The following is a 20,556-nucleotide window of genomic DNA, read 5'->3' as shown; positions in this document are numbered from 1 at the left end:
AGAGCCGCGGAGATGGCGTCCGGCAGCAGCCACTTCCCCCCCCCTAGAGCTGCTGCCGGACGCCCGCAACACAGAGCCGCCCCAGGGTCTCCCCCGGGGCGGCCTGTACAGGTCGGGTATCGCTCGCGCGTGAACGTAGTCCCCTGTCCGTCGCGCGGTTGTAGCTTGCGGTTACCACCTGCGGTTGAAAAGCGACCGGACGTTCACACGCGCGAGAGACCGCCGGCCGGATCGGGACGTCTCCCAACCCAGTCGGCGGTCGTCAGGCGCGGCACGTGTTGTTCACGCTGCTCCAGACGAAAGCGTCGCTTCCCTGCCGGTTCATGCCGAACCGCACCCGGTAGTCGGGCCCCATCTCGAGTGCTTTGTCATCAGCCTCGTCACGGGTGGCGTAGAAACCGGCGAAGTGCCAGGGGTGCCCGGGAGCACGGATCACTGCCCAGCCTTCGTTCCACACACTTCCCGCAGAGGACATCAGACCTCTCCACACCTCCAGCCCAGCATGTGGAGATGAATACGGCAGAATTTGTCCGCCTCGCCGGCTCGCGGGCTCCGGCCGAGCGGTGCTGCGAGCCGTGGTCAGCCACGCGCTGCCCATCCCGGCTTGATCTCGGGCCGCGCGGTCAGACGGCCGAGGCCTCCCGCGCTGCACCCTACTCTCTCACGGGCCGAAGCCTTGTCCGCTGTCGGCTCGCAGCATCTATCGCGCGGCCGCCGGCGCCGAGCTAGCAGGAGGCGCTGACGGTGTGGCGTTCCTCTGAATATATGCCGCCCACACGGTGGCCGCAGCAGTGATCAGCGCCGCGATCGCCGTAGCCGCTACCGTCGCCTTCAGCCATGGGATCGTTCGGGCTGCTGCCCGTGCTGCGTCGCGCGAGGCTTCGGCGGACTGCGCTAGGGCAAGCATCTCGCGGCGCTTGATCTCCGCTGCGACTGCCCGACCTGCGGCACTGTCTGGAGGGCGTCCTGCAGAGATCGACGCCAGTTGCTCCAGGGATAAGGTGGCGTATGCGCCAAAGGGTGAGTGATCTGGACTGAACCCTTCAGGAAGCGGGATGGGACTGGATGGCATCAAACCACACTAACCGTCGCAAATGCGTGCCGCCAGAGAGTTACCCCTGCAGCCTCTAACCCCCAGCGCCAGCAGCCCGGCGACCGAGCCGGGCGCATTAAGCGCCGCCGGCCGGGGTGCAAGGACGAAGCCACCCCGGCCGGCGGCAGAGCTGCGGGCGTCTGTCCCCCCGGACAAGCACCGCAGCCGGTTGAGGCTAAGCTGTTTTGAAGCGGCGCCGCTACTCCCGAAGCTTCCCGATCCCGAGAGCCAGCTACACGGTCACGGTCTAGCTAGCGACGCCGAATTCAACGCCCCTCCGACGATGTGGCGGACCAGCAGTTTCCCGTACTCCACGGCAAGTAGGACCAGCCTCGCGACCACGAGTGCCGCAAGGGTCTCCTCGTCATATTGAAGGAAGGAAGCTGCTCGATCGTGAACCGACGCGCTATCAAGCCGTTTGAGAACAGGCTCGAATTCGGGCGCTGCGCTGCGCTCGCTGAGAAGCGCGAGGCTTTCGATGCGTTCCTTCGTATGGGCAGCCACGGTCCTATTCGGCGTGATTGTGGCAACTGCCGGGTACATGGCGTTCGCGACGCCTTAATCTGATCACAGGACAGCGTTGCCGGTTTGTGCTTACCTGCTACCCGTGAAGAGGGGCCTGTTCATTCATCTGGCGGTCGGATTGAGCCTCGGGTTGTTCGCGGCTGGTATCAGCCTGCTGATTGCGTGGATGGCCGAGCGATAGAAGGCGCTCATCGTCCATGATCCTGCTACGGTTCGGCGGCTGCGGCGGCGTGGATGGGACACGCGGCTCTCGGTCCGTAAATCTACCTTGGGATGAATGGACTGTGGGCCGGTCGGCTCGGGGATGAAGTCCGGCCAAGCCGATCTCGAATTCGGCCTGCAGCGATGAAGCCACTCAGAGCGTGTACAACAGCCTTACATTGCAACCGCGAGTTAGTTGAGGGCCACAACGAGACCACATAAACGGCGTGTCATGAACCTCGTCGTACAATGGGCCCTTGAGACCACAGCGCTGATCAGCGTGTACGCCGCAGCATTGGTCTACCTGACCCACTAGAGAGGCCATGCGACCGTAGGCTGGCCAAAGCTGGGTTGAGCAACTACTATTTCACTCAACCTGTGGATTGAACGCCCGGGCAACGTGGAAACTATGCCGCTGTGGGTATTCGCGTCCTACTTCTGATCTGTGCGGTCGCTGTGGCCCTAGCATTGGGCGGCTTCATCATGTCGGAGGTGAACACGAGCGCGCCGGCCAAGCTGATGCGCCCGCCGAAGCAGTCTTCGAAGTTCGAGTTCCTTTACCGTCTGCCAGACTTGCCCGAGGCGCGTTTGGAGGTTGATGCCGAAGCTTGGGAGTAGGCCGGCAAGGCAGCAACTGCCCCCGGCACTTCCATTCTTGCTCAGGTCGGTCGGAGCTTCCCGGACGGCTCCCAACGGGCTGGCACGATGCCATCAGGTGTCCCGACCGGCCCCGTAACGGGCGACGAAGCTCGCTACCAGCCTGTCCAGGTTGGCGGGGTCAATCCGTGGCCGACCCGAATGGGGCACAATGACCCACCGAAGTTCCGGCTGGCAGCGGATTTCATAGACCTCGATCCTCGGGCCAGGTCTGCGGGCTCTGATGAAGTTGCCGGGGTCTGGTGAAACCGTCAGCCCATTCTCGGCGATAGCGCCCAGAGCCGCCTCCCGGCAGCGTTGAAGGTCGAGCCCCTCGTTGTAGGGCAGCGTCTGACTGTAAACCCCCACTGAAGCCGCCGGCTGCGCGATGGCCGGTCGCACCGACCATCCTGACGACGCCACCGTAGAGATCACGACGGCGAAAGCCGCGGAACGGACGAAGGCGATACAGGACATGGTCATGGGACGGCTCCCAAGCCGGACGCGGAGGATGCTGCGCTCGTCGCGGCGGTAGAGCCAGCAGGAAAGGTCGGCGACAGCGGGCCGATACAAGACGCACCAAGGGCCGCGCGACTTGAAGCCGGCGGCCTCTGCGTTACACCGGGGCCCTCTCTTTCCTCAGCCGCCCCCGATCCCCCGCCGCCCTCCGCGCTGAACTAGAAGCCAGAGTATTTGTAAGATCCTGTCAGCCGCCGTCGAGGCGGAGAACCAGTGCGAGCTGGTGGTCTGGCTTGCCGGGGCCCGGATCGGGCACGAGCTTAAGGCAGCGCAAGAGCGCGGCGAGGTTGCCACTCAAGAGAGGGGGCGCCCGGTAAGTGTCCGAGGCCCGGACACTTCCGCGCCGGCCACCCTCCCCGAAGTCGGCATCCCCCGCCAGCGCGCCGGGCCTACTCTAAGCCAGCCGCGTGAAGGATCGCTTTCGCCGCAACGCTGGCGCCCGCCTTCTGCGCTAGACCTGCCACCCACTTCGCTGCGCCGCCGAGCTTACCGAGCGAGCCAGCCGTCGACTTTGCATCCCCTGCCTTTGCGCCGTCCTCTGCAGCGGCGACCTCGGCTAGGGCGCGGAACTGATCTGACGTCGTCGCTTCGGTCCTGAGCAGCGCCTTCAACTCGCCTAGTTCTTTGGCGAGTTGTGGCAGATCCAGGCCCTGCGCCAACACCTGGGTGCTATTCTGTGTGGAGCCATGCGAGCCCTGCTGGAGGGCGCTCCCGTACATCGATCCCACTATGCTTATGTTCAGGTTCGGGAAGTCGCGGGTAGCTCTTTGCGGATTGTCCCTGGCGCCTTCGATCGCATCGACACCTGCGGATGTCAGGATTGCAGCTGGCAGCTCCGCCACCTCACGAGTGTCCTCGGCGAGCCCACGGCCGAAGAGGTAGAGAAGCGCTGCACGTGCTGGTCCCTTATCCATACCGATCTGCTCGACGATTACCCGAGTTTCAAGAACTTCGCCGGTGTCGCCGCCCGACCGATCGTAGAACTCCCTTAGGAGACGCAATGCGTTTTCCTGCACTGATGGCATTCCAGCCTCCGCCTCTGCTCGATGCGCAGGCCTCACGTCCGGGCCATTAAAGATCCGGATCGGTGCCTGGATGTAGTAGCTCGCTCGATCCTCGGGGCGGACCGCAGCAATCGTGCCGCGTGCCGCCTCCACAACCTCAGTCACTACTGCTGCGGTGATTTCACGAGCCGCCTCGTCGGCACGCGCAACATCCTCGTCGAAGATGGCCAAGAGCTTCTCGTTCCCGCCGTGCCTCAGTGCATAGCGGACGACGTTCTCGCGACACGAGGCGCGGGCCTTAGTGAGCGTCTCCGACACGAGTTCATTGATCAAGCGGTGGAGGTCATCCTCAGCCGAGACAATAGATTGCGGAGACCATGACTGCCGCGCCAACCGCAAGGCTTCAGACGCCAAGCCCGCAAGCGCCTCCGCGTGTTCCCTGAACACGTCAACTAGCTGCCGAAGGGTCGCGCCACTTCCTAGGCCGCCGTTTGCGGCATTCGCTTGCAGCACGCGTCCGATGGCTTTCGGAACGTCATCCTCGCGAAATCGTAGCTTCGCGCGGAGCTGCGCAGCGAATGCAGTTGCGAGTGCAGGGGTCACGGTGGGGGCAGATCCTTCCGTAACCTCACCCCCGATCCCCCGCCATTCTCCGCAATGAGCTCGACGCCAGCGGCTTCCAACGCCTTCCGAAGAGCCGTCCGGGCATCGCGCAGCAGCGGCCTCTTCCCGGCCTCGAATACGATCACAGTGCTGGTGCTCAGATCAGCCCGAACGGCGAGCCGTTGCCGGTTCCAGCCAAGCAGTGAGCGCGCAGCCCGACATTGCTCTGGTGTGATCACGCGATGAGTGTTCGCCAGCTGCACGCCGGCGCCGTCCGCGGCGAATTCCGCTCCAGCAGCTTCCAGTGTTGCTCGCAGAGCCGTCATCGATTTGGGAAGGGTTGGCTTCTTTTTCTGTTCGAAGCTGCGGACCGTCACGTCGTGCATGCCGGCCTTCTCCGCGAGCAGCAACGCCGTCCAGCCGAGGAGTTCGCGCGCCTCGCGGCACTGCTCGGGGGTCATGTGGTGGTCTCCCGGACCCGCACCCCGGCCCCGCCGCCGTTCGCTGTCCTAAACTTGAAACTGGCTGCCTGGACGGCGGCGCGGATGGCGGCAGGGCTCCGGCTCACGTCCCATCCTCGTCGATTGGCGGGTTAGAGCCGGGCGTGTTGACCCCGCCCTGGATCTGATCCGGCGCGTTCTGAGCCGGGCCTGCCAGTCTCACGCCCAGCTCTCCGCTGGCGTCTGACGTGAACTCGACACCCGCAGCCTCAAGGGTGGAGCGCAGAGCATTCTCGTCCGCCGGCGGGATCGGGCCACGCTCACTTTCCAGGCGATCCACCGCCCAACTCTTCACGTCTGCATTTGCCGCAAGACGGGTCCGGCTCCAGCCCAGGAGTTGTCGCGCCGTTCGGCACTGGTCAGGGGTCATCCGGCCGTGCGCCCCCTCCGCAACCTGACGCCGGGCCCTCCCCGTTCTCGGCGACGAAGATCATGCCGGTCCCGACCTAGGGCGTCACAGGAATTGTATTGGGGGATAACGAGTGTGGGCCTTTTCGGCTCCCGGATCATCAAGGGGCCTGCATCTATCCTCTCACCCGAACATCGAAATCCAAGGCTTCGATACCAACGGAGCAGACGGTCGAATTCCCTCTTCTCGCTCACTGCAAGCGTCACAGGGCGGCCGGTCCGATCGGCGATTTCGAGCAGGCGAGCTAGAAATCTGCTCCCACGCTTGCCTTCCTGATACGGGCAGTCAATCGAAATGGAGAAGTGCAGATCATTCGGCTTGTAAGCGCCTTCGGAGATAACGAACCCCACCACTCCGTCGAGATGGTCCACAACAAACTGTTGTAGTTCAAGGTAGATCGCCGTTTCCGGCCCTAGACAATGCCCGACACCGACCAAGTATTGCGAATAAGGAACGCTCTTAAGCCACGCGTTTCTCATCCTGCTTCGCTGCCCGGCGTGAGCGTGGCAAGCATTGGCTGCTACACCGCCATCCGGCTGCGCGGATGTCATGCAGCAGACTTCCTGAGCCGTACACCAGGTCCCCCGCCGTTCTCGGCGATGAACTCGACGCCGGCCGCTTCGAGGGCGATGCGTATGGCGGCGAGGGTGCGTGGGTGCGGCTGACGGCGCCCGCTCTCAAAGTCGAAGAGGGTGGAGTGCCCGACCTGCGCCGTCGTCGCGAGATCCTCACGCTTTAGGTTCAGCATGGCTCGTGCACCGCGGCACTGCTCAGGCGTCAAATCCGATGTCGGCAATGGTTCTTGACTTCGGCTCTGGAGGCACCTAACCATAACCGAAGTTGGCAACCATTGCCAGCTTCGGCCGGGCAAGGTGCTACCAACACCTCGCCCGGCCTAACCGCAACCCGCTCCTTGGGAGAGCAGGCTATGGCTGATCATGGATACCCGGTGCCGAAGGGCGCCGCCAGAAGAAGACGTGCGTCCGGATCTCGGGCGCACGGCAGAAGAGAGATGTCTGCCGCGGAGGGCGCAAAGTTCCCGGCGCCGGGAAGTTCCGGGGCACCCCTCCCCACCGCGAGTAGCCCTGACAGAAGAAGACTGCTTGGCGACCTCCCCCGCGCCGAGGTGCGGGCGAGGCTGGTGGCGATGATCCAGCGCAGCTTCGACATGATCGAGCAGGCGACGGCGCTGATAGACGCAATCGACGGGGACGCGGACGCCGAGCCGGACAGCGAGGGCGAGCCGGAGCCGGACGAGGCCAGCGCCCAGCCTGCGACCCTCGCCGCAGATCGCGTGCGGGCCCGCTGCGGGAGGGCGTTGGCATGAGCCGCCCCTTCCTCGCGCCCGGCCATGAGCCGCCTGTCACGCCGCCGCGGCTGCCCTTCCCGCCGATGCCGAACCGCCCGCCGAGAAGAACAGCGGACGGGGAGGTGGCGCGATGACCCGCCCCGCCCTGGAGGAGCTGGACGATCGGCTTATCGACATCGGCTGCGGGCTCCACGCGCTCCAGTTTCTTTCGTCGGCCGGCCGGTACTCCGCCGACATCCGGGAGGAGCCGGACACGCTCTGGAGCGCGATCGACTGGGTCACTGCTCGGCTGATCGAACAGGTGAACTCGGCCGGCAACTACGCCGAGGAGCAGAGCCGCGAACCTCCCAAGGTGCGCCGATGACCCGGAGAAGATCCGAGGGGGTGGGCATCGTGCCCACCCTTCCACCCGCCTCGCACGGCGCTACACTCACCCTCGGCGGGGCGCGGGTTCGAAACCGCCGTGCCGGGATCTCCGCCCCGGCCGCCCCGCCGCCTTCCTTGCGGATGCGCTGCGGAGGCGCTGGTGGACGAAGAACGGCCGGTGGGAGCATTAGGTGTTCCCACAGATCAAGCCGAGCGGCTGGCCGAATTGCGCCGCCTAGCAAACATTACGGAGAACAATCTCGCCGTCTGGCAGGCGCTCTCGCTGCACCTCGGTGGGCGAGAGGCGCTGGATGCCTACGATCGCACAAAGGTCGCGGATGGCGAGATGGTCCCAATCCCCCGATGGTGCGCGCAGTATCTGCTGAGCTGCGCGCTAAACATTCAAGAACTCAGCGATCAGCACTTCCAGCGACACATAACACGGAAGAGCGGGTTGAGCCTAAAGGACGTGCGAGAGCTGCTGCCGCGCGCAATGCAGCTGAGCGGCGCCGGTTGGAACGCCTTCGGACGCATGGTCTCGACCTGGGAGAGCTTGCAGGATTGGCGCATGGCCCGCGAGGTGCGCGAGCAGGGCAAGTCCGCCGCCGAGGCTACCGAGCGCGTCAGGAAGTTCCGCGGTCTGGGCAGCGGTCCAAAGGATCAGCGCGCGGCGGCACGCCGGATTGCCGCGGGACGCAAGCTGGAGGAGAAACTGACAAAACCTCACCCCTAGGTTCTGTCGTGACAGAACCTCGCCCCGAGCATCTGTCATTACATCGTGCGTTGTTATGCTGCAGATGGTGTGTCCCAACCATTGTGGGACACCTAAGGATGCGATCGGACACTGAGCGAGCGAATACCCCGCTCACCCACCGGATTGACCGCGTGGTGGAGATCACTGGCGCGAGCCGCAGCACTGTCTATGAGGCACTGAAGAAGGGCGAGTTGGAGGCCGTGAAGTTCGGCCGCTCTACACTCGTTCTTGACGCCAGCCTTCGGGCTTGGCTCGGTCGCCTGCCGCGCTACGCCGCCTAGAAACGAAGCAACCCGCCACGGCTGGAAGGCCATGACGGGCTGCGGAACTACGACGCTACTGGACTACGTGGGCACTACCGACAACCCCGCATGTAGCCGTCCTCCGCCGCTTCGCCAAGTCCTTTCCGCCGGGGCTCCTCACAGGAGAGACCCGATGCCGAAATCTTCCGCCGACTACGCCCGCCAGTCCGATCCGGACATGAACGGGCACTTCCGCCGCCGCTGGATCGAGACCGACTGGCCGACCGAGCACACGCCCGCCCGCATCTGCGGCCGGCACGTGCTGCCGATCGACGCCATGGTGCAGCACTCCTCCGACCGGAGCCGCCACGTCCTGACCGGGCGCGTGATGGAGGGCGGGCGCTGATGATCCAGGTCGCCACCGCCGCGCGCTTCGCGGCCATCACCCGCCCCGATGACCTCTCGGCTCTGATCCAGGGTCTGGAAGGCACGCCCGGCGCCTTCGTTGTGCCGCTGTATCGCGCCGCTCTCGCCGGTGACCTGCGCGTCCTGGCGCTCCTCTCGGGCGGCCGTATCCCCCAGCGCTTTCTCGAACACACCGAGCCGCCGACCGTCGTGCAGATCAGCGGCGATCCAGGCGGCGGGCACCCCACCCCACCGCCCGAGGCCTTCTCGCAGGCCCGCCGCCTGCTGGGCTGGGCCGCCTCCGTCATGCTGCACGCGACGGGCGGGAGAGCCGAGCACTACACGGCCGTCGTGGAGGCGGCGCGCCTGGTCCGGCGGGTGCTGCTGATCGAGACCGGCACGGCGCAGGAGAGCGCCTGGCTGGAGCTGATCCGCGCGGAAGGCGAGCGGCGCGACGCGGCCGGCCGCCGTCTCCCCACGCTGGTGCTCTCGGCCCGCGTGGTCGGCGGCTTCCACCCCATTGACGGACCGCGCTGCTGATGGCGCCGCTCGATGCCGGGAGCGCGTCACCTCCCATCACGCTTGCTGCCCTGGCCGATGCGCGGCGCTGGATAGGCTGGCAGACCGAGAGCCGCGGGCCGAAGGGCAAGCCGACGAAGCTGCCCTACAACCCGGCCACCGGCGGCAAGGCGATGGCGGACAAGCCCTCCACTTGGGGCACCCGCGCCGCTGCCGAGGCGTGCGCCGCGAAGCTGCCGCGCCCCTTCGGGGATGGCGGCATCGGGCTCGAGCTCGGCGATCACGGCGGCCTCGCCGCTGGCGGCATCGACCTCGACACCTGCCGTGATCCGCAGACCGGAGAACTCGCTGCCTGGGCGCAGGAGGCGCTGCAACGCTTTGGCACCTATGCCGAGGTGTCGCCGTCCGGCACCGGCGTGAAGCTGTTCTTCCTCTATGACCCGGCGGACGCGACGGCGATCCGCAAGGCCATGGGCACCGAGACCGGCCGCAAGTGGTGCCGCACCGGCGGGGACCACCCGCCCGGGATCGAGCTGTACATCTCCGGCCGCTTCTTCGCCGTTACCGAGCAGCGCCACCCCGACGCGCCGGCCGAGCTGCGCCAGGTGCCGCTCTCGGATCTGCTCTGGCTGATCAAGGAAGCCGGGCCGGCGATGGCGGCGAACAAGCCGGCCGGCAAGATCCATGCGGCCTTGGGCATGAAGGCGAGCGGCGGTGACGGCAGCCGAAGTGCCGCCGCCTTCAAGATTGCCGCGGACGTGCAGCGCGCCGGCGGCAGCAAGGCCGACTTCATCGCCGCACTGGAGAAGAACTCGGACACCGCGGCATGGCTGGCGGAGAAGGGATCTGCCCAGGGTGGCCGGGAGCTCGACCGAGCGTGGGAGCGCGCCGGCCAGCCGCAGGACCGTGAGCCCGACGCCGACGGCGCCACCTGGCCCTACGGCTACACCATGCGCGACGATGGGCTGATCTTCTCGCCCGAGCCGAAGCGCAACCCGCAGACGGGCGAGGAGGTGGCCGGCACGCCCATGCGCCTCTGCGCCTCCTTCCGGGTGCTGGGCGAGGCGCGCGACGCCGCCGGCCACGGGCGGGCCCTGCTGCTGGCCTTCCGCGACGCTGACGGGCGGGAACAGCGTTACGCCCTCCCCCGCCGCCTGCTGCACGCCGAGGGCGGCGCGCTGGCCGGTGAACTCGAGGACCGCGGCCTCCGCATCCGCACCGGCCAGACCTACCGCACGAAGCTGGCCGACGCCCTCGCCGGCGTCCGAACCTCTGTCCGCATCGCCAGCGCGGACCGCACGGGCTGGCACAAGGCCGGCGGGCAGATGGTCTACGTCATGGCCGACGGCACCGCCTTCGGGGAGGGCGCCGAGGCCGTGCTCCTGACCGGCGCCGGATCCGGCGCAGAGGCCCGCGTCGCCGCATCCGGCACGCTGAAGGGCTGGCAGAAGCACGTCGCGGCCCTCGCGGTCGGCAACCACCGCCTCGCCCTCTACCTCGCCGCAGCATTCGCGCCGCCTCTGCTGGAGATCACCGGCGTCGAGGGCGGTGGCGTCCACCTCCTGGGTGGCAGCAGCACGGGCAAGAGCACATGCCTGGAGGGCGCCGCCAGCGTGTGGGGCAGCCCCCGCATGGGCCAGCAGGTCCGGTCGTGGCGCAGCACCGCGAACGCCCTGGAGGGCGCCGCCGTCGAGTGCAGCGATGCCCTCCTTGCCTTGGACGAGATCGGCCTGGCCGACGGCAAGGACGTGGGCACAACCATGTACACGCTGGCGGGCGGCGCTGGGCGTGGCCGGGCCGATCGGACCGGCGCACTCCGGGCCCCGCGCACCTGGCGGACGCTGTTCCTCTCCACGGGCGAGGTCTCCCCGGCCGACAAGATCGCCGAAACGGGCCAGCGCAGTCGCGCCGGGCAGGATGTGCGCTGCGTCACCATCCCGGCTGACGCCGGCGCCGCCCGCGGTGTGTGGCAGGTGCTGCACGACCACCGCGACAGCGAGGCCCTGTCCAACGCCGTGAAGGCCGCTGCCCTCGCCCACCACGGGCACGCCGCGCGCGCCTTCGTGGAGCGCCTGGCGCAGATGCGGGCGGACAAGCCTGCCGAGCTGCTGCGCGGCCTGCAGGACACCATCGCCGCCTTCACCCGCGGACCGCACGTCCCGGCCGATGCCGACGGGCAGGTCAAGCGGGTCGCCCAGCGGTTCGGCCTGATCGTCGCGGCCGGCGAGCTCGCCACGGAGCTGGGGATCCTGCCCTGGCCCGCCGGTGAGGCCGAGCGAGCCGCCGTCTCGTGTTTCGCAGCGTGGCTTGCCTGCCGGGGCGGTCACGGCGCGGGGGAAGCCCGGACCGCACTGTCGGCAGTTCGCGCCTTCATCGGCGCGCACGGCTCCAGCCGGTTCTCCACGCTGGTGCTCGTGCACAACGAGGACCGGAAGCCGGAGGAGGTGGAGGACAGCCAGCGGCCGGTGATCAACCGCGTGGGCTGGCGTCGCCGGACACCCGAGGGATGGGAGTACCTGATCCTCCCCGAGGCCTGGCGCGATGAGGTGTGCCGCGGGCTGGACGCTCAGCAGGTGGCGCGGGAGCTCTACGCCGTAGGTCACCTGCTGCGGGGAGATGAGAAGAACCTGGCCAAGCAGGTGCGGATCCCCGGCGAGGGCAAGCCCCGCCTGTTCGTGGTCAAGCCGGGCCTGCTAGCGGGAGACGAGCAGTGAGCCCCCCGCCGTGTACCGACCTGTACCGACCTCCAAGGAGCAGGTCGGTACAGCAGAAAGGCCCGCAGAATAGCGCTGTACCGACCGTACCGACCTGTACCGACCAAAATAGAGAAGGTCCGGGTCCGATGGGCCCGTTTCGCACCCTCGCTCGGAACTACCGGCTGCCCGGCGCGGCCGATCCTGAGCCCCTGACCGTCGACCACGACGCCGCGGAGGCTGAGGCGATGGCTGCCTTCTACGCCGCCCCCGACGATCCGGCTGCCTGGCGCCCGGGCGATCCGGACCCGCTCGCCGCCGGTCTCGGCCGCGGCTTCCACGCCCACCGAACCACGAACCTGAAGGAGACCAGCCGAAATGGCTGAGAACATCGGCACTCTGGCCGTCACCCTCACGGCGACGGACAAGAGCGGCGCAGCCCTTCGGTCCTACCAGAGGGGCCTTGATGGCGCGATCGCGACCACGGGCCGCCTCAGCGATGCCTTCGGTAGGCTCGGGCATGCCCGCACGGCGCTGGACCGGGCCCTGAACTCGTCCGCCCTAGCGCGGCTCCAGTCCGGCCTGGGCAACATCCACTCGCAGGCCGCGGGTCTCGGCCGAAGCCTCCTACACACCGCGCTTCCGATGGTGGGTGCGGGCAGCGCCGTCGCCGCTGGCAGCATGGCCGTGACGAGCTTCCTGAACACGGCGTCGCAGCTCCGCCGTGGCGCGCGTGAACTGGGTATGTCTGCGCAGGATTTGCAGGCTTTCCAGAACGGCGCGCGTCAGCTCGCTGGGGTGGATGCGGAGCGAGCAACCGAGGCGCTGCAGAGCCTGGACACGGCAATGTTCGACGCCATCGGCGGGCGGAATGCTGGCTTCGGTGCTCTGGCCAACAGCCAGGCCCTCGGCTTCGCATGGCGCGACAGCGCAAACCGCGCGCTTCCGCTGCTCGAGGTGCTGCGGAACATGTCGGCCGGGTACTCGCGGCTGAGCCCGCAAGCCCAGCGGCTGGTGCGCGAGACGGCCGGTCTGTCGGATGCGCTGCACGACGTCCTGAGACAAGGGCCGGACGTCATCACCGAGATGTACCGGCAGGGCCGGGCGATGGGGACTTTCACGGACGGCCAGATCGAGGCGGGCGCCCGACTGCGGCGCCAGTGGGACCGCACGCGGCACACGGGTGAGCGGCTGGGGTTGACGATCGGCGCCGGCATCGTGCCGGGCCTGGAGCGGCTGACCACGCGGGTTGATGCTTTGGTCCAGCGAAACGAGGGGCGGATCAGCGGCGCGGCCGGCGGCTTCATGAGCGGGCTCGAAGAGCAGCTCGACAACTTCGACCAGATGATCTCCCGCGCGCAGCGATGGCTCGACACGCCGCTGGCTCGCTGGTGGTTCGATATGGACGACAATCCCCAGCCGGAGGGCGGCTTCGGGTCCAACTTTTTCGGTCAGGGCCGCGGCGCGCGGAGGAACGAGCTGCGGACGCAAGCAGCGGGAGACTACCCCGGCATCGGATTGGGACTTGCTGGCGGCCTCACCACTCTCGGCCGCTCCGTGGATCAGCTCCGCGAGAGCATGGATCGGTCCCGGCAGTTCGCGATCATGGGCGGCCGGCTCGACCCGCGCACCGGCTTCCCGACCGGCATTCAGCAGCGGCGCAACCAGGATCTGCCGCGAAACTTCGGCAGCTTCGGCGGGCAGGCCGGCCCTTCCTCCATCCCCGGCAATCAGCGGGAGCTGGCGCAGGCTTCCTATGACCGCTGGCGCGCTCGGGGGTACTCGCATGAGGAGGCGGTCGGCATCGTCGCCAACATGATCCGAGAGAGCGGCCTGAACGTCGACGCCGAGAACCAGACCGGCCACGCCGGCCTGTTCCAGCATGATCGCGCCCGCCGTCAGGGCTTCGTGGATTGGTCCGCCCGCAACGGGCGCTCGCGGTCCACGATCCGCGGTGCGCCCGCCGACATGCAGGAGGACTATGCCCATTGGGAGATGCAGGGGCCGGAGCGCACCGCGCGCGCGATGTTGCGGCGTGGCGCGTCCGAGGGCGGAGCGGCGGGCGCGGCGCGTGCCTTCTCGCGGGGCTTCGAGCGCCCAGGGCTGAATGAGGCGGAGCGCGCAGCGGAGGCCGAGCGGCGAGCCTCCATCGCCGCCGGGCTGGATCGTGTGCTTCGGCGGAGCGCCGAAGCCGCACCTCCGCCGCGCCCCGCAGCCGCACCTTCCCCAGATGACGGCCGCTCTGCGCCTTGGCAGCCGGCGCCTGCCCACTGGGGGCGGGGCGGCGTCTACATGGGCAACCCGGAGAACATGCCGAAGCCGGCATCTCCCGCTCCTCTGCCTGCGGGCGCCACCGGTCCACAGGCCATGAGCGGCTCCGTCCGGGTGCAGATCGCAGTGACGCAGGACGGGAGGGTGCGATCCGCACAAGCGACCGGCTCCGGCATCGCGGAGGTCGACGCGCCGCGGGTGGAGCGCTCGATGGATTGGGGAGCGGCAGGATGAGCGAGCAGTCAGCGGCGTCGACGCCGGACTTCGATCCGCTGTTCGAGGTGCACGGCCGCATCCTCGCTCTGCAGTCAGTGGTTGCCTACATGCTCAACATGACGGCGCTGACGCTCGCAGGTGGGCAGCGCAGCCGTCAGCCCGAGGCACTCGCGATGCTGCTCACCGGGCTGGAGGATGGACTGCCCGCGATGGCGGCGCAGGTGGCAGCAGTGGCGGACGTGCCGGCCATCACCGCCGGCTTCAACAGCGCCGTGGAGGAGATGCTGGATACCGCCCGCGCTGCAGCGGGGGCGCGGCGCTGATGTCGCACCCCGCGCCCCTTGCGATCCCTACCACCGCGCCTGCATCCCGCCGGCGCTGAAGAGGAGAGAGTAACGATGTTGGATTTCCTGAAGCTCCGTCCGAGTGCCCCGACTGCCGCGGCCATCGCGGAGGCCGCGGAGCGTGCACAGGTCGCGCACGCCGATGCACAGCACCGCTTGGAGGCGGCTCGACAGCAGCGAGACGCCCTACTGCTGGACGGCGAACCTGCCGCACTCACTGCCGCCGAGAAGGCCCTCACCGTCGCCCGCGAGGATGTTGAGCGCGCAGAGGCGATCGTGGCCCAGCTCGAGACCCGTCGCGCGGCCGCGACACGCTCGGAGGCGATCGGACGCGTGACCGCCGCCGGTGATGCCAGGATCACCGCCGACGCCGAGCTGCGCCGCTGGTGGGAGAAGAACGCGCCCGGCCTGCGTCGTATCCTGCAGGAAGGGCACCGCCTTTCCACTGCCGCGCAGGCCGCCGCCGATCACCTCAACAATCGGAAGATGCACCTCGGCCACGAGTATCCCGATGCCGAACTGCCGGATTTCCGGATCGACTTCGGCGAGCACAACGAGTGGCACGAGACCGTCGCCAAGCTGATCCAGCACGGCGTGAGCGCGCCGCGGCCCACGCCGCAGTTGGGCGAGCCAGTTGCTGACGAACCTGAGCGGCCGAACACCGGCCCCGGTACGGCTGTCATTGGTGTTCCGGTGAGCCGCAACGCCGGCACCCTCGCGATGACCTACCCGGCCTGAGGAGGCAAACCATGATCTACCACTCACAGGGCGGGGTAACCCGCCCCATCCTTCCCGGCGGTCGCCTGGGTGACCCGATCACCTCATCGGCCAGTACGGTGCGGGGATCCCATCCGGCCCCAGAGCCGCGAGCACCGGGCGAGGTCGCGGCATCATGGGAGGCAAGCATCCTTCGGGTGTGCGGGGAGCTTCGCCCTGCGCCGGTTCCGTGATCATGCAAGGGCGGGACATGCCGCGCTTGGCTGGTGGGGCGCATGCCCCGCCGGCCTCCACCAGACTGCGGCTCTACGGTGAGCCTGGGGAGCATCCGGCTCAGCCTCTGGCGATCCGAGATGCGGCCGCCGTGGCCAAGCTGGCGAGCCACATGGGGATCCGTCGTGACCTGCTGAGGCAGGTGGCGCCCCTCCGCCGCCGTTCCGAACTCCTGTTCGAACTGAGCGGGACGGCACCGACGATCCATCATGCCCTCAGGTCATGCCGCGACTTGCCGCGCGATCAACTGTGGGTGCCTCTACTGCGGGCCTGGTCGAAATCCCCGGCGGGCGATCGCGAGGGCTTTGTCAGCATCCTCCAGAGGCTCCGGAGCGAGGTCGCCCTGCCGTCACGGGTCCTTCCCGGCCAGGTAACGGCCCACGGGGATTTCGCACCGCGATCCGTCTCTAGCTGCAAACCGTTGAAGCCGGGTAACGCCCGTGGAGGGTAACATGCAGACGATGACACAGGCCGCCTATGCGCGGCTCCAAGGCGTCAGCCGGAAGACCGTGACGGAGTGGAAGCAGCAAGGCTTTCTGCGGCTTTCGGGCGCCCTGGTCGACGTGGGCGCCTCGAACACGGTGCTGGCGGCCGCAGGACGGTCCCGCCTTTCACCGGCTACCCTGCGGCCACGGGTAACTCGTAACACCCGCAACGGGCGTGGCGCCTGTCCGCAGTGCACTTCCGCTTGGACGCCCAACCTGGCGCGCCATCATGCAGAGGAGCATCCGACTGCCTGTGCGGTCTCGGCGGTGATCGACGGCTCGGCGTTCGACATCGCCGAGGCACTGCTGCCGTTGCTTCCGTTGGATACCGTCCGCCCTCTGGTGGAGGGCATCATCGACAAGATGCGGGACGGCGCCGCTGATCTGCTGGATGAGGACGGGCCAGCGCCGGTGTTCGGTACCTGGGCCGCGCATCCCTGGTTTAACCGGCCGGCGCTGTCAGAGGCAGACTGGGAGCACTTCCGGGACAACCCGCCGGCGGCTCGCTCCGGCTAGGAGTGCCTGCTCCTGTTACGCGAATGTTGTTGTCCAGATGATTTTACATCCCACGCTCGCGAGTGCCGGGGTGCGAAATCCCCCCGGCTGGATAATCCCTGAGAAGGGACCCGCGGACGGTCAGGCGGCAGGTGGGGTCATCTGCCCGCAGTAGGTCTTGCCCGTTGCCTGATCCCAGTTCTGCTCCGCTTCCAAGATGCGTTGAGCAATTCCGCTGGCAAATGAAGGCGCACCGCGGCCCGAGTTTTTCGCTCCCGCGACTAGGTCAGCGACGAGCTCATCCACCTTTGCCGCGCCGACCGTACCTCTGCCGTGGTATCCGTCGACGAACCGGATGGCGTGCAGGATATCGATGAACCGAGAGATTTCATCCACGAGGCTGGTCTCCTAGCAGGTGCAAGGCAGCGCATAGGCTGTTGCGGTAGGATGACGCAGGAGAGCCTACGGACCAATGCTCTCGCGTGTGCGGGGGTTGGTGCGGGGGTTCTGGAAGGGCCCACGCGAGAAAGCGCCCATTATGCTGAGCTTCTCGGGCGAGACCTGGCGGAGGGGGTGGGATTCGAACCCACGGTGGAGTTGCCCCCACTCCGGTTTTCGAGACCGGCCCAATCGGCCACTCTGGCACCCCTCCGAGGGCGCGCATCTCGTATGGGGCGTTGCACCGCGCGTCAAGGATTGCTGCCGATCGGAACCGGCTGAACGCGCCTCGGCCGCACCATCCCTCCCACCCGAACCACGCTTTCCCGCCAGGACCTCTGGCCGCGCCCCGACGTCGACCGTAACGGCCGTACCGCGGCAGATCGGCATCAATCCGAAACGAACTCGCACTCCCACGAGAACTCGCACTCCCACGAGAATATGACGCCCTCCGGCGCCCTTCCGCAGTTGAGTTGAAGAAGAGGGGCGTTAGGTTTCAGGCAATGAAACTACTTCTCCGCATCGCGGCATGGCTCTCCGCTCTCGGATCCGTCCTCCTCGGGGTGCTCACCGCGTCCGGTCGCTTCAAGGACACCTTCTGGCGCTCGAACACCGCCCAGTGGGTGCAGGAGCCCGTGTATACGGTCGGGGTGGCCCTGACGGTCGGCCTGCTCCTCGCGGCCATCCTCTTCGCGGCTCTCTCCACCCTCTTCCGGCGCCTGGAGGAGATGGAAGCGCTTCCCCGCTATGGCGGCCCCGGCACCCGCCTGGCCTATGCCCACCGGGGTCCCGTCAGCATGCGGGCGAGCACCACGCGGACCACCCGTCCGGCCCGCAACGCGGAGGCCACGCCGGCCCCGGCGGAACCCGACGCGCCCGACCGGGCCGGCCTGCTCGCCGCCACCGTCCAGCGCGCCCGGTGAGCGCCGCGCCGCTTGACCCGGAGCCCCCCGGCCCGCTATAGGCCCGCTTCCCCGGCGTGCCCCCGGCCCGCCGGCCTCCTTCCATGCCTGTCCCGAGAGCCGAGAAGCGGACCGCATCCCCATGACCTACGCAGTGATCCGCACCGGCGGCAAGCAGTACCGCGTCACCCCCGACTCCACCATCACCGTGGAGAAGCTCGAGGCTGAGGTCGGCGCCACCGTCACCCTGCACGACGTGCTGGCGGTGAGCGGTGAATCCGGCCTGACCATCGGCGCCCCGACCGTTCCGGGCGCCAGCGTGACCGCCACCGTCGTCGAGCAGACGCGCGGCGACAAGGTGATCATCTTCAAGAAGCGCCGCCGGCAGAACTCCCGCCGCAAGAACGGCCACCGCCAGCACCTCACGGTGCTGCGCATCGGCACGATCGCGGCCTGATCGAGAGGGAAGACCCCAGATGGCACACAAGAAGGCAGGCGGCTCGTCCCGGAACGGCCGCGATTCCGCCGGTAAGCGCCTCGGCGTGAAGCTCTTCGGCGGCCAGGCCGTCCGCGCCGGCAACATCATCGTGACCCAGCGCGGCACGAAGATGCTCCCGGGCCGCAACGTCCTCGTCGGCCGCACCCACTCCCTCCACGCCACCGTGGACGGCCACGTCAAGTTCGAGCGCAAGGCCGATGACCGCGTCGCCGTCTCGGTCGAGCCCCGGGCGATCGCCGCCGAATAAGGCCCACGCCGCAGCGTGACGCCGGACGGGGGCCCTCGCGGCCCCCGTTTTCGTTTCGGAACGGATCGCGAAGGGCCGAAAGGCCCGCAGCGTGAATCCGTTCCCCAGCCGGAGCGGATCGTGAAGGGCCGAAAGGCCCGCAGCGTGAATCCACTCCCGGAGAAACCCGCCCACCATGAAGTTCCTCGACGAAGCGAAGGTCTACCTGAAGGCGGGCGACGGCGGGGACGGCGTGGTTGCCTTCCGGCGCGAGAAGTACATCGAGTTCGGCGGCCCCGACGGCGGCAACGGCGGCAAGGGCGGCGACGTGGTGGTGGAAGCGGTGGAGGGCCTGAACACCCTCATCGACTACCGCTACGCCCAGCACTTCAAGGCCCGGAAGGGCGGCAACGGCGCCGGCTCGGACCGCACCGGCGCCGCCTCGGACGACGTGACGCTCAAGGTCCCCGTCGGCACCGTCATCCTGGACGACGACAAGGAAACCGTGCTCGCCGACCTGACGAGGCCCGGCCAGCGCGCGATCCTCTGCCGCGGCGGCGACGGCGGCCACGGCAATGCCCACTTCAAGACAAGCACCAACCGCGCCCCCCGCCGCGCCGACAAGGGCTACCCGGGGGAGGAGCGCTGGATCTGGCTCCGCCTGAAGCTCATCGCCGATGCCGGCCTCGTCGGCCTGCCGAACGCCGGGAAGTCCACCTTCCTCGCGGCCAGCAGCGCCGCGCGCCCGAAGATCGCCGACTACCCCTTCACCACGCTGCATCCGCAGCTCGGCGTCGTCCGCCCCAGCGCGACGGAGGAGTTCGTCCTCGCCGACATCCCCGGCCTCATCGAGGGCGCGCATGAGGGCGCCGGCCTCGGTGACCGCTTCCTCGGCCACATCGAGCGCTGCGCCGTCCTCCTGCACCTCATCGACGGCACCGCCGCCGACCCGGCCGAGGCCTACCGCACCGTCCGCGCGGAGCTCGAAGGCTACGGCGGCGGCCTGGTGGACAAGCCCGAGATCGTCGCGCTCAACAAGACCGACGCCATGACCCCCCAGGCCCGCTCCTCGCGCGTGAAGGCCCTCGCCCGCGCCGCCGGCCGCCAGCCCATGCTCATCAGCGGCGCGACGGGCGAAGGCGTGCCGGAGGTCCTGCGCGCCCTCGCCGACACGATCTACGCGGCACGGCAGAAGGCGTAGGGCAGGGGCCTCACCCCGCCCCCGGCAGCACCACTTCCGCCACCAGCGGCAGGTGGTCGGACGCCCGCCTCGCCATCGGCGAGTCATGCGCCCGCAGCCCCGTCACGATCCCCCGTGGCGCACCGAAGATCTGGTCCAGCGCCAGCACCGGCCGGAAGGCCGGGAACGTCGGCACACCGGCCGCCGCCCCGAAATCATGCGCCAGCACCTCCAGCACGGAATGATGCGGCCGCCACTCATTGAAGTCTCCCAGCACCAGCGTCGGCATCCCGAAGCCGCCCACCGCCCGGATCGCCTCCAGCATCAGCTCGGCCTGCCGGGTCCGCCGCCGCGCCGACAGGCTCAGATGCGCCGTCACCACCCGGAACGGCCCGCCCCCCAGGTCCAGCTCCGCCAGCAGCGCCCCGCGCGGCTCCCATCCCCCCAGCCGCAGCCCCACCGGCCCGTGCAGCAGGCGCGCGTCCCGCCGCACCAGCAGCAGGTTGCTCCGGAACCCCTGCTGCGCCGTCACGCGCAGCGGACGCAGCCCGATCTCCCGCTCCAGCACCTCCGCATCCAGCATTCCCTTCTCGCGCCGGAAGTAGTGCTGCGCCTCCTGCAGCGCGATCAGATCCGGCCGGATCTCCGAGAGGACGCGCAGGATGCGGTCCGGCCGGAACAGCCCCGCCGTCCCGCGCCCCCGATGGATGTTGTAGGTCGCAACCCGCACGC

At 68.4% G+C, this 20,556-nt stretch carries 24 protein-coding genes and 1 tRNA gene; 16 read left to right on the top strand and 9 right to left on the bottom strand.

Annotated features, from left to right (window positions below; all coding sequences use genetic code 11):
* Positions 1-262: 262 nt before the first annotated feature.
* The 6 genes from ACP6CK_RS08285 to ACP6CK_RS08260 all read right to left on the bottom strand — a co-directional run bounded on the left by ACP6CK_RS08285 (position 263) and on the right by ACP6CK_RS08260 (position 6,238).
* Positions 263-475: a hypothetical protein gene (locus tag ACP6CK_RS08285; protein ID WP_426958407.1), complete on the bottom strand. Its 213-nt coding sequence runs from the start codon at positions 473-475 to the stop codon at positions 263-265.
* A gap of 858 nt (positions 476-1,333) precedes the next feature.
* Complete coding sequence (locus tag ACP6CK_RS08280; protein ID WP_426958406.1) at positions 1,334-1,597, bottom strand: hypothetical protein; 264 nt, start codon at positions 1,595-1,597, stop codon at positions 1,334-1,336.
* Positions 1,598-2,530: 933 nt separating this feature from the next.
* Entirely contained in the window at positions 2,531-2,938 is a 408-nt protein-coding gene (locus ACP6CK_RS08275) for a hypothetical protein (protein WP_426958405.1), read from the bottom strand.
* 425 nt (positions 2,939-3,363) lie between these two features.
* Positions 3,364-4,311, bottom strand: coding sequence for a hypothetical protein (locus ACP6CK_RS08270; protein ID WP_426958404.1), 948 nt, complete (start codon positions 4,309-4,311; stop codon positions 3,364-3,366).
* 266 nt (positions 4,312-4,577) lie between these two features.
* Positions 4,578-5,042: a hypothetical protein gene (locus tag ACP6CK_RS08265; RefSeq protein ID WP_426958403.1), complete on the bottom strand. Its 465-nt coding sequence runs from the start codon at positions 5,040-5,042 to the stop codon at positions 4,578-4,580.
* A 995-nt stretch (positions 5,043-6,037) separates the two neighbouring features.
* A complete protein-coding gene (locus ACP6CK_RS08260; protein ID WP_426958402.1) occupies positions 6,038-6,238 on the bottom strand; it encodes a helix-turn-helix domain-containing protein in 201 nt (66 codons plus the stop codon).
* A gap of 399 nt (positions 6,239-6,637) precedes the next feature.
* On the opposite strand from ACP6CK_RS08260, the gene ACP6CK_RS08255 reads away from it, so the two are divergent.
* The 12 genes from ACP6CK_RS08255 (at position 6,638) to ACP6CK_RS08200 (ending at position 16,600) form a co-directional block, all read left to right on the top strand.
* A complete protein-coding gene (locus ACP6CK_RS08255; RefSeq protein ID WP_426958401.1) occupies positions 6,638-6,817 on the top strand; it encodes a hypothetical protein in 180 nt (59 codons plus the stop codon).
* A gap of 112 nt (positions 6,818-6,929) precedes the next feature.
* Positions 6,930-7,163, top strand: a complete 234-nt coding sequence (locus ACP6CK_RS08250) for a hypothetical protein (RefSeq protein WP_426958400.1) — start codon at positions 6,930-6,932, stop codon at positions 7,161-7,163.
* Between the two features lie 162 nt (positions 7,164-7,325).
* Entirely contained in the window at positions 7,326-7,898 is a 573-nt protein-coding gene (locus ACP6CK_RS08245; RefSeq protein ID WP_426958399.1) for a hypothetical protein, read from the top strand.
* Positions 7,899-7,996: 98 nt separating this feature from the next.
* Complete coding sequence (locus ACP6CK_RS08240) at positions 7,997-8,200, top strand: helix-turn-helix transcriptional regulator (RefSeq protein ID WP_426958398.1); 204 nt, start codon at positions 7,997-7,999, stop codon at positions 8,198-8,200.
* Positions 8,201-8,354: 154 nt separating this feature from the next.
* Positions 8,355-8,567, top strand: coding sequence for a hypothetical protein (locus ACP6CK_RS08235; RefSeq protein ID WP_426958397.1), 213 nt, complete (start codon positions 8,355-8,357; stop codon positions 8,565-8,567).
* Positions 8,567-9,106: a hypothetical protein gene (locus tag ACP6CK_RS08230; protein WP_426958396.1), complete on the top strand. Its 540-nt coding sequence runs from the start codon at positions 8,567-8,569 to the stop codon at positions 9,104-9,106. Before ACP6CK_RS08235 ends, ACP6CK_RS08230 begins: the two co-directional genes overlap by 1 nt.
* A complete protein-coding gene (locus tag ACP6CK_RS08225; protein ID WP_426958395.1) occupies positions 9,106-11,799 on the top strand; it encodes a DUF927 domain-containing protein in 2,694 nt (897 codons plus the stop codon). The genes ACP6CK_RS08230 and ACP6CK_RS08225 overlap by 1 nt, the downstream gene beginning before the upstream one ends.
* 128 nt (positions 11,800-11,927) lie before the next feature.
* Complete coding sequence (locus ACP6CK_RS08220) at positions 11,928-12,164, top strand: hypothetical protein (RefSeq protein WP_426958394.1); 237 nt, start codon at positions 11,928-11,930, stop codon at positions 12,162-12,164.
* The gene (locus ACP6CK_RS08215) at positions 12,157-14,283 is read left to right on the top strand and encodes a phage tail tip lysozyme (RefSeq protein ID WP_426958393.1); all 2,127 of its coding nucleotides are present in this window, start codon (positions 12,157-12,159) and stop codon (positions 14,281-14,283) included. The genes ACP6CK_RS08220 and ACP6CK_RS08215 overlap by 8 nt, the downstream gene beginning before the upstream one ends.
* Positions 14,280-14,588, top strand: coding sequence for a hypothetical protein (locus tag ACP6CK_RS08210; RefSeq protein ID WP_426958392.1), 309 nt, complete (start codon positions 14,280-14,282; stop codon positions 14,586-14,588). Before ACP6CK_RS08215 ends, ACP6CK_RS08210 begins: the two co-directional genes overlap by 4 nt.
* A 75-nt stretch (positions 14,589-14,663) precedes the next feature.
* Positions 14,664-15,347 (top strand): hypothetical protein, encoded by a 684-nt coding sequence (locus ACP6CK_RS08205; RefSeq protein WP_426958391.1) that lies wholly within the window; start codon positions 14,664-14,666, stop codon positions 15,345-15,347.
* Positions 15,348-16,051: 704 nt separating this feature from the next.
* A complete protein-coding gene (locus ACP6CK_RS08200) occupies positions 16,052-16,600 on the top strand; it encodes a hypothetical protein (protein ID WP_426958390.1) in 549 nt (182 codons plus the stop codon).
* 120 nt (positions 16,601-16,720) lie between these two features.
* Here the strand turns inward: ACP6CK_RS08200 and ACP6CK_RS08195 are convergent, their stop codons facing one another.
* Together ACP6CK_RS08195 and ACP6CK_RS08190 are read right to left on the bottom strand one after the other, a co-directional pair.
* Positions 16,721-16,975 (bottom strand): hypothetical protein, encoded by a 255-nt coding sequence (locus ACP6CK_RS08195; RefSeq protein WP_426958389.1) that lies wholly within the window; start codon positions 16,973-16,975, stop codon positions 16,721-16,723.
* A gap of 166 nt (positions 16,976-17,141) precedes the next feature.
* Positions 17,142-17,231 (bottom strand) — tRNA-Ser (locus ACP6CK_RS08190).
* 289 nt (positions 17,232-17,520) lie between these two features.
* On the opposite strand from ACP6CK_RS08190, the gene ACP6CK_RS08185 reads away from it, so the two are divergent.
* The 4 genes from ACP6CK_RS08185 (at position 17,521) to obgE (ending at position 19,845) form a co-directional block, all read left to right on the top strand.
* Entirely contained in the window at positions 17,521-17,940 is a 420-nt protein-coding gene (locus ACP6CK_RS08185; protein ID WP_426958388.1) for a hypothetical protein, read from the top strand.
* 121 nt (positions 17,941-18,061) lie between these two features.
* Positions 18,062-18,376, top strand: coding sequence for a 50S ribosomal protein L21 (rplU, locus tag ACP6CK_RS08180; protein WP_426958387.1), 315 nt, complete (start codon positions 18,062-18,064; stop codon positions 18,374-18,376).
* A gap of 19 nt (positions 18,377-18,395) precedes the next feature.
* Positions 18,396-18,665, top strand: a complete 270-nt coding sequence (gene rpmA / locus ACP6CK_RS08175) for a 50S ribosomal protein L27 (protein ID WP_426958386.1) — start codon at positions 18,396-18,398, stop codon at positions 18,663-18,665.
* Between the two features lie 175 nt (positions 18,666-18,840).
* On the top strand, positions 18,841-19,845 hold the full coding sequence (obgE, locus tag ACP6CK_RS08170) for a GTPase ObgE (protein WP_426958385.1): 1,005 nt from the start codon (positions 18,841-18,843) through the stop codon (positions 19,843-19,845).
* Positions 19,846-19,855: 10 nt separating this feature from the next.
* Here the strand turns inward: obgE and ACP6CK_RS08165 are convergent, their stop codons facing one another.
* Positions 19,856-20,554 carry an endonuclease/exonuclease/phosphatase family protein gene (locus ACP6CK_RS08165; RefSeq protein WP_426958384.1) on the bottom strand — a complete coding sequence of 233 codons (699 nt, stop codon included), beginning with the start codon at positions 20,552-20,554 and terminating at the stop codon, positions 19,856-19,858.
* Between the last annotated feature and the right edge of the window lie 2 nt (positions 20,555-20,556).

The organism is Muricoccus radiodurans (assembly GCF_050154705.1).
GTDB classification, from domain to species: Bacteria; Pseudomonadota; Alphaproteobacteria; order Acetobacterales; family Acetobacteraceae; genus Roseomonas; species Roseomonas radiodurans.
This window is presented reverse-complemented; position numbering and strand designations above follow the sequence as displayed.

Bases quoted from the DNA above. Each gene is read 5' to 3' on its own strand.
- ACP6CK_RS08285 (WP_426958407.1), bottom strand. From the start codon at position 475: ATGTCCTCTGCGGGAAGTGTGTGGAACGAAGGCTGGGCAGTGATCCGT.
- ACP6CK_RS08275 (WP_426958405.1), bottom strand. From the start codon at position 2,938: ATGACCATGTCCTGTATCGCCTTCGTCCGTTCCGCGGCTTTCGCCGTC.
- ACP6CK_RS08265 (WP_426958403.1), bottom strand. From the start codon at position 5,042: ATGACCCCCGAGCAGTGCCGCGAGGCGCGCGAACTCCTCGGCTGGACG.
- ACP6CK_RS08260 (WP_426958402.1), bottom strand. From the start codon at position 6,238: ATGCTGAACCTAAAGCGTGAGGATCTCGCGACGACGGCGCAGGTCGGG.
- ACP6CK_RS08255 (WP_426958401.1), top strand. From the start codon at position 6,638: ATGATCCAGCGCAGCTTCGACATGATCGAGCAGGCGACGGCGCTGATA.
- ACP6CK_RS08250 (WP_426958400.1), top strand. From the start codon at position 6,930: ATGACCCGCCCCGCCCTGGAGGAGCTGGACGATCGGCTTATCGACATC.
- ACP6CK_RS08240 (WP_426958398.1), top strand. From the start codon at position 7,997: ATGCGATCGGACACTGAGCGAGCGAATACCCCGCTCACCCACCGGATT.
- ACP6CK_RS08235 (WP_426958397.1), top strand. From the start codon at position 8,355: ATGCCGAAATCTTCCGCCGACTACGCCCGCCAGTCCGATCCGGACATG.
- ACP6CK_RS08230 (WP_426958396.1), top strand. From the start codon at position 8,567: ATGATCCAGGTCGCCACCGCCGCGCGCTTCGCGGCCATCACCCGCCCC.
- ACP6CK_RS08225 (WP_426958395.1), top strand. From the start codon at position 9,106: ATGGCGCCGCTCGATGCCGGGAGCGCGTCACCTCCCATCACGCTTGCT.
- ACP6CK_RS08220 (WP_426958394.1), top strand. From the start codon at position 11,928: ATGGGCCCGTTTCGCACCCTCGCTCGGAACTACCGGCTGCCCGGCGCG.
- ACP6CK_RS08215 (WP_426958393.1), top strand. From the start codon at position 12,157: ATGGCTGAGAACATCGGCACTCTGGCCGTCACCCTCACGGCGACGGAC.
- ACP6CK_RS08210 (WP_426958392.1), top strand. From the start codon at position 14,280: ATGAGCGAGCAGTCAGCGGCGTCGACGCCGGACTTCGATCCGCTGTTC.
- ACP6CK_RS08205 (WP_426958391.1), top strand. From the start codon at position 14,664: ATGTTGGATTTCCTGAAGCTCCGTCCGAGTGCCCCGACTGCCGCGGCC.
- ACP6CK_RS08200 (WP_426958390.1), top strand. From the start codon at position 16,052: ATGCAGACGATGACACAGGCCGCCTATGCGCGGCTCCAAGGCGTCAGC.
- ACP6CK_RS08185 (WP_426958388.1), top strand. From the start codon at position 17,521: ATGAAACTACTTCTCCGCATCGCGGCATGGCTCTCCGCTCTCGGATCC.
- rplU (WP_426958387.1), top strand. From the start codon at position 18,062: ATGACCTACGCAGTGATCCGCACCGGCGGCAAGCAGTACCGCGTCACC.
- rpmA (WP_426958386.1), top strand. From the start codon at position 18,396: ATGGCACACAAGAAGGCAGGCGGCTCGTCCCGGAACGGCCGCGATTCC.
- obgE (WP_426958385.1), top strand. From the start codon at position 18,841: ATGAAGTTCCTCGACGAAGCGAAGGTCTACCTGAAGGCGGGCGACGGC.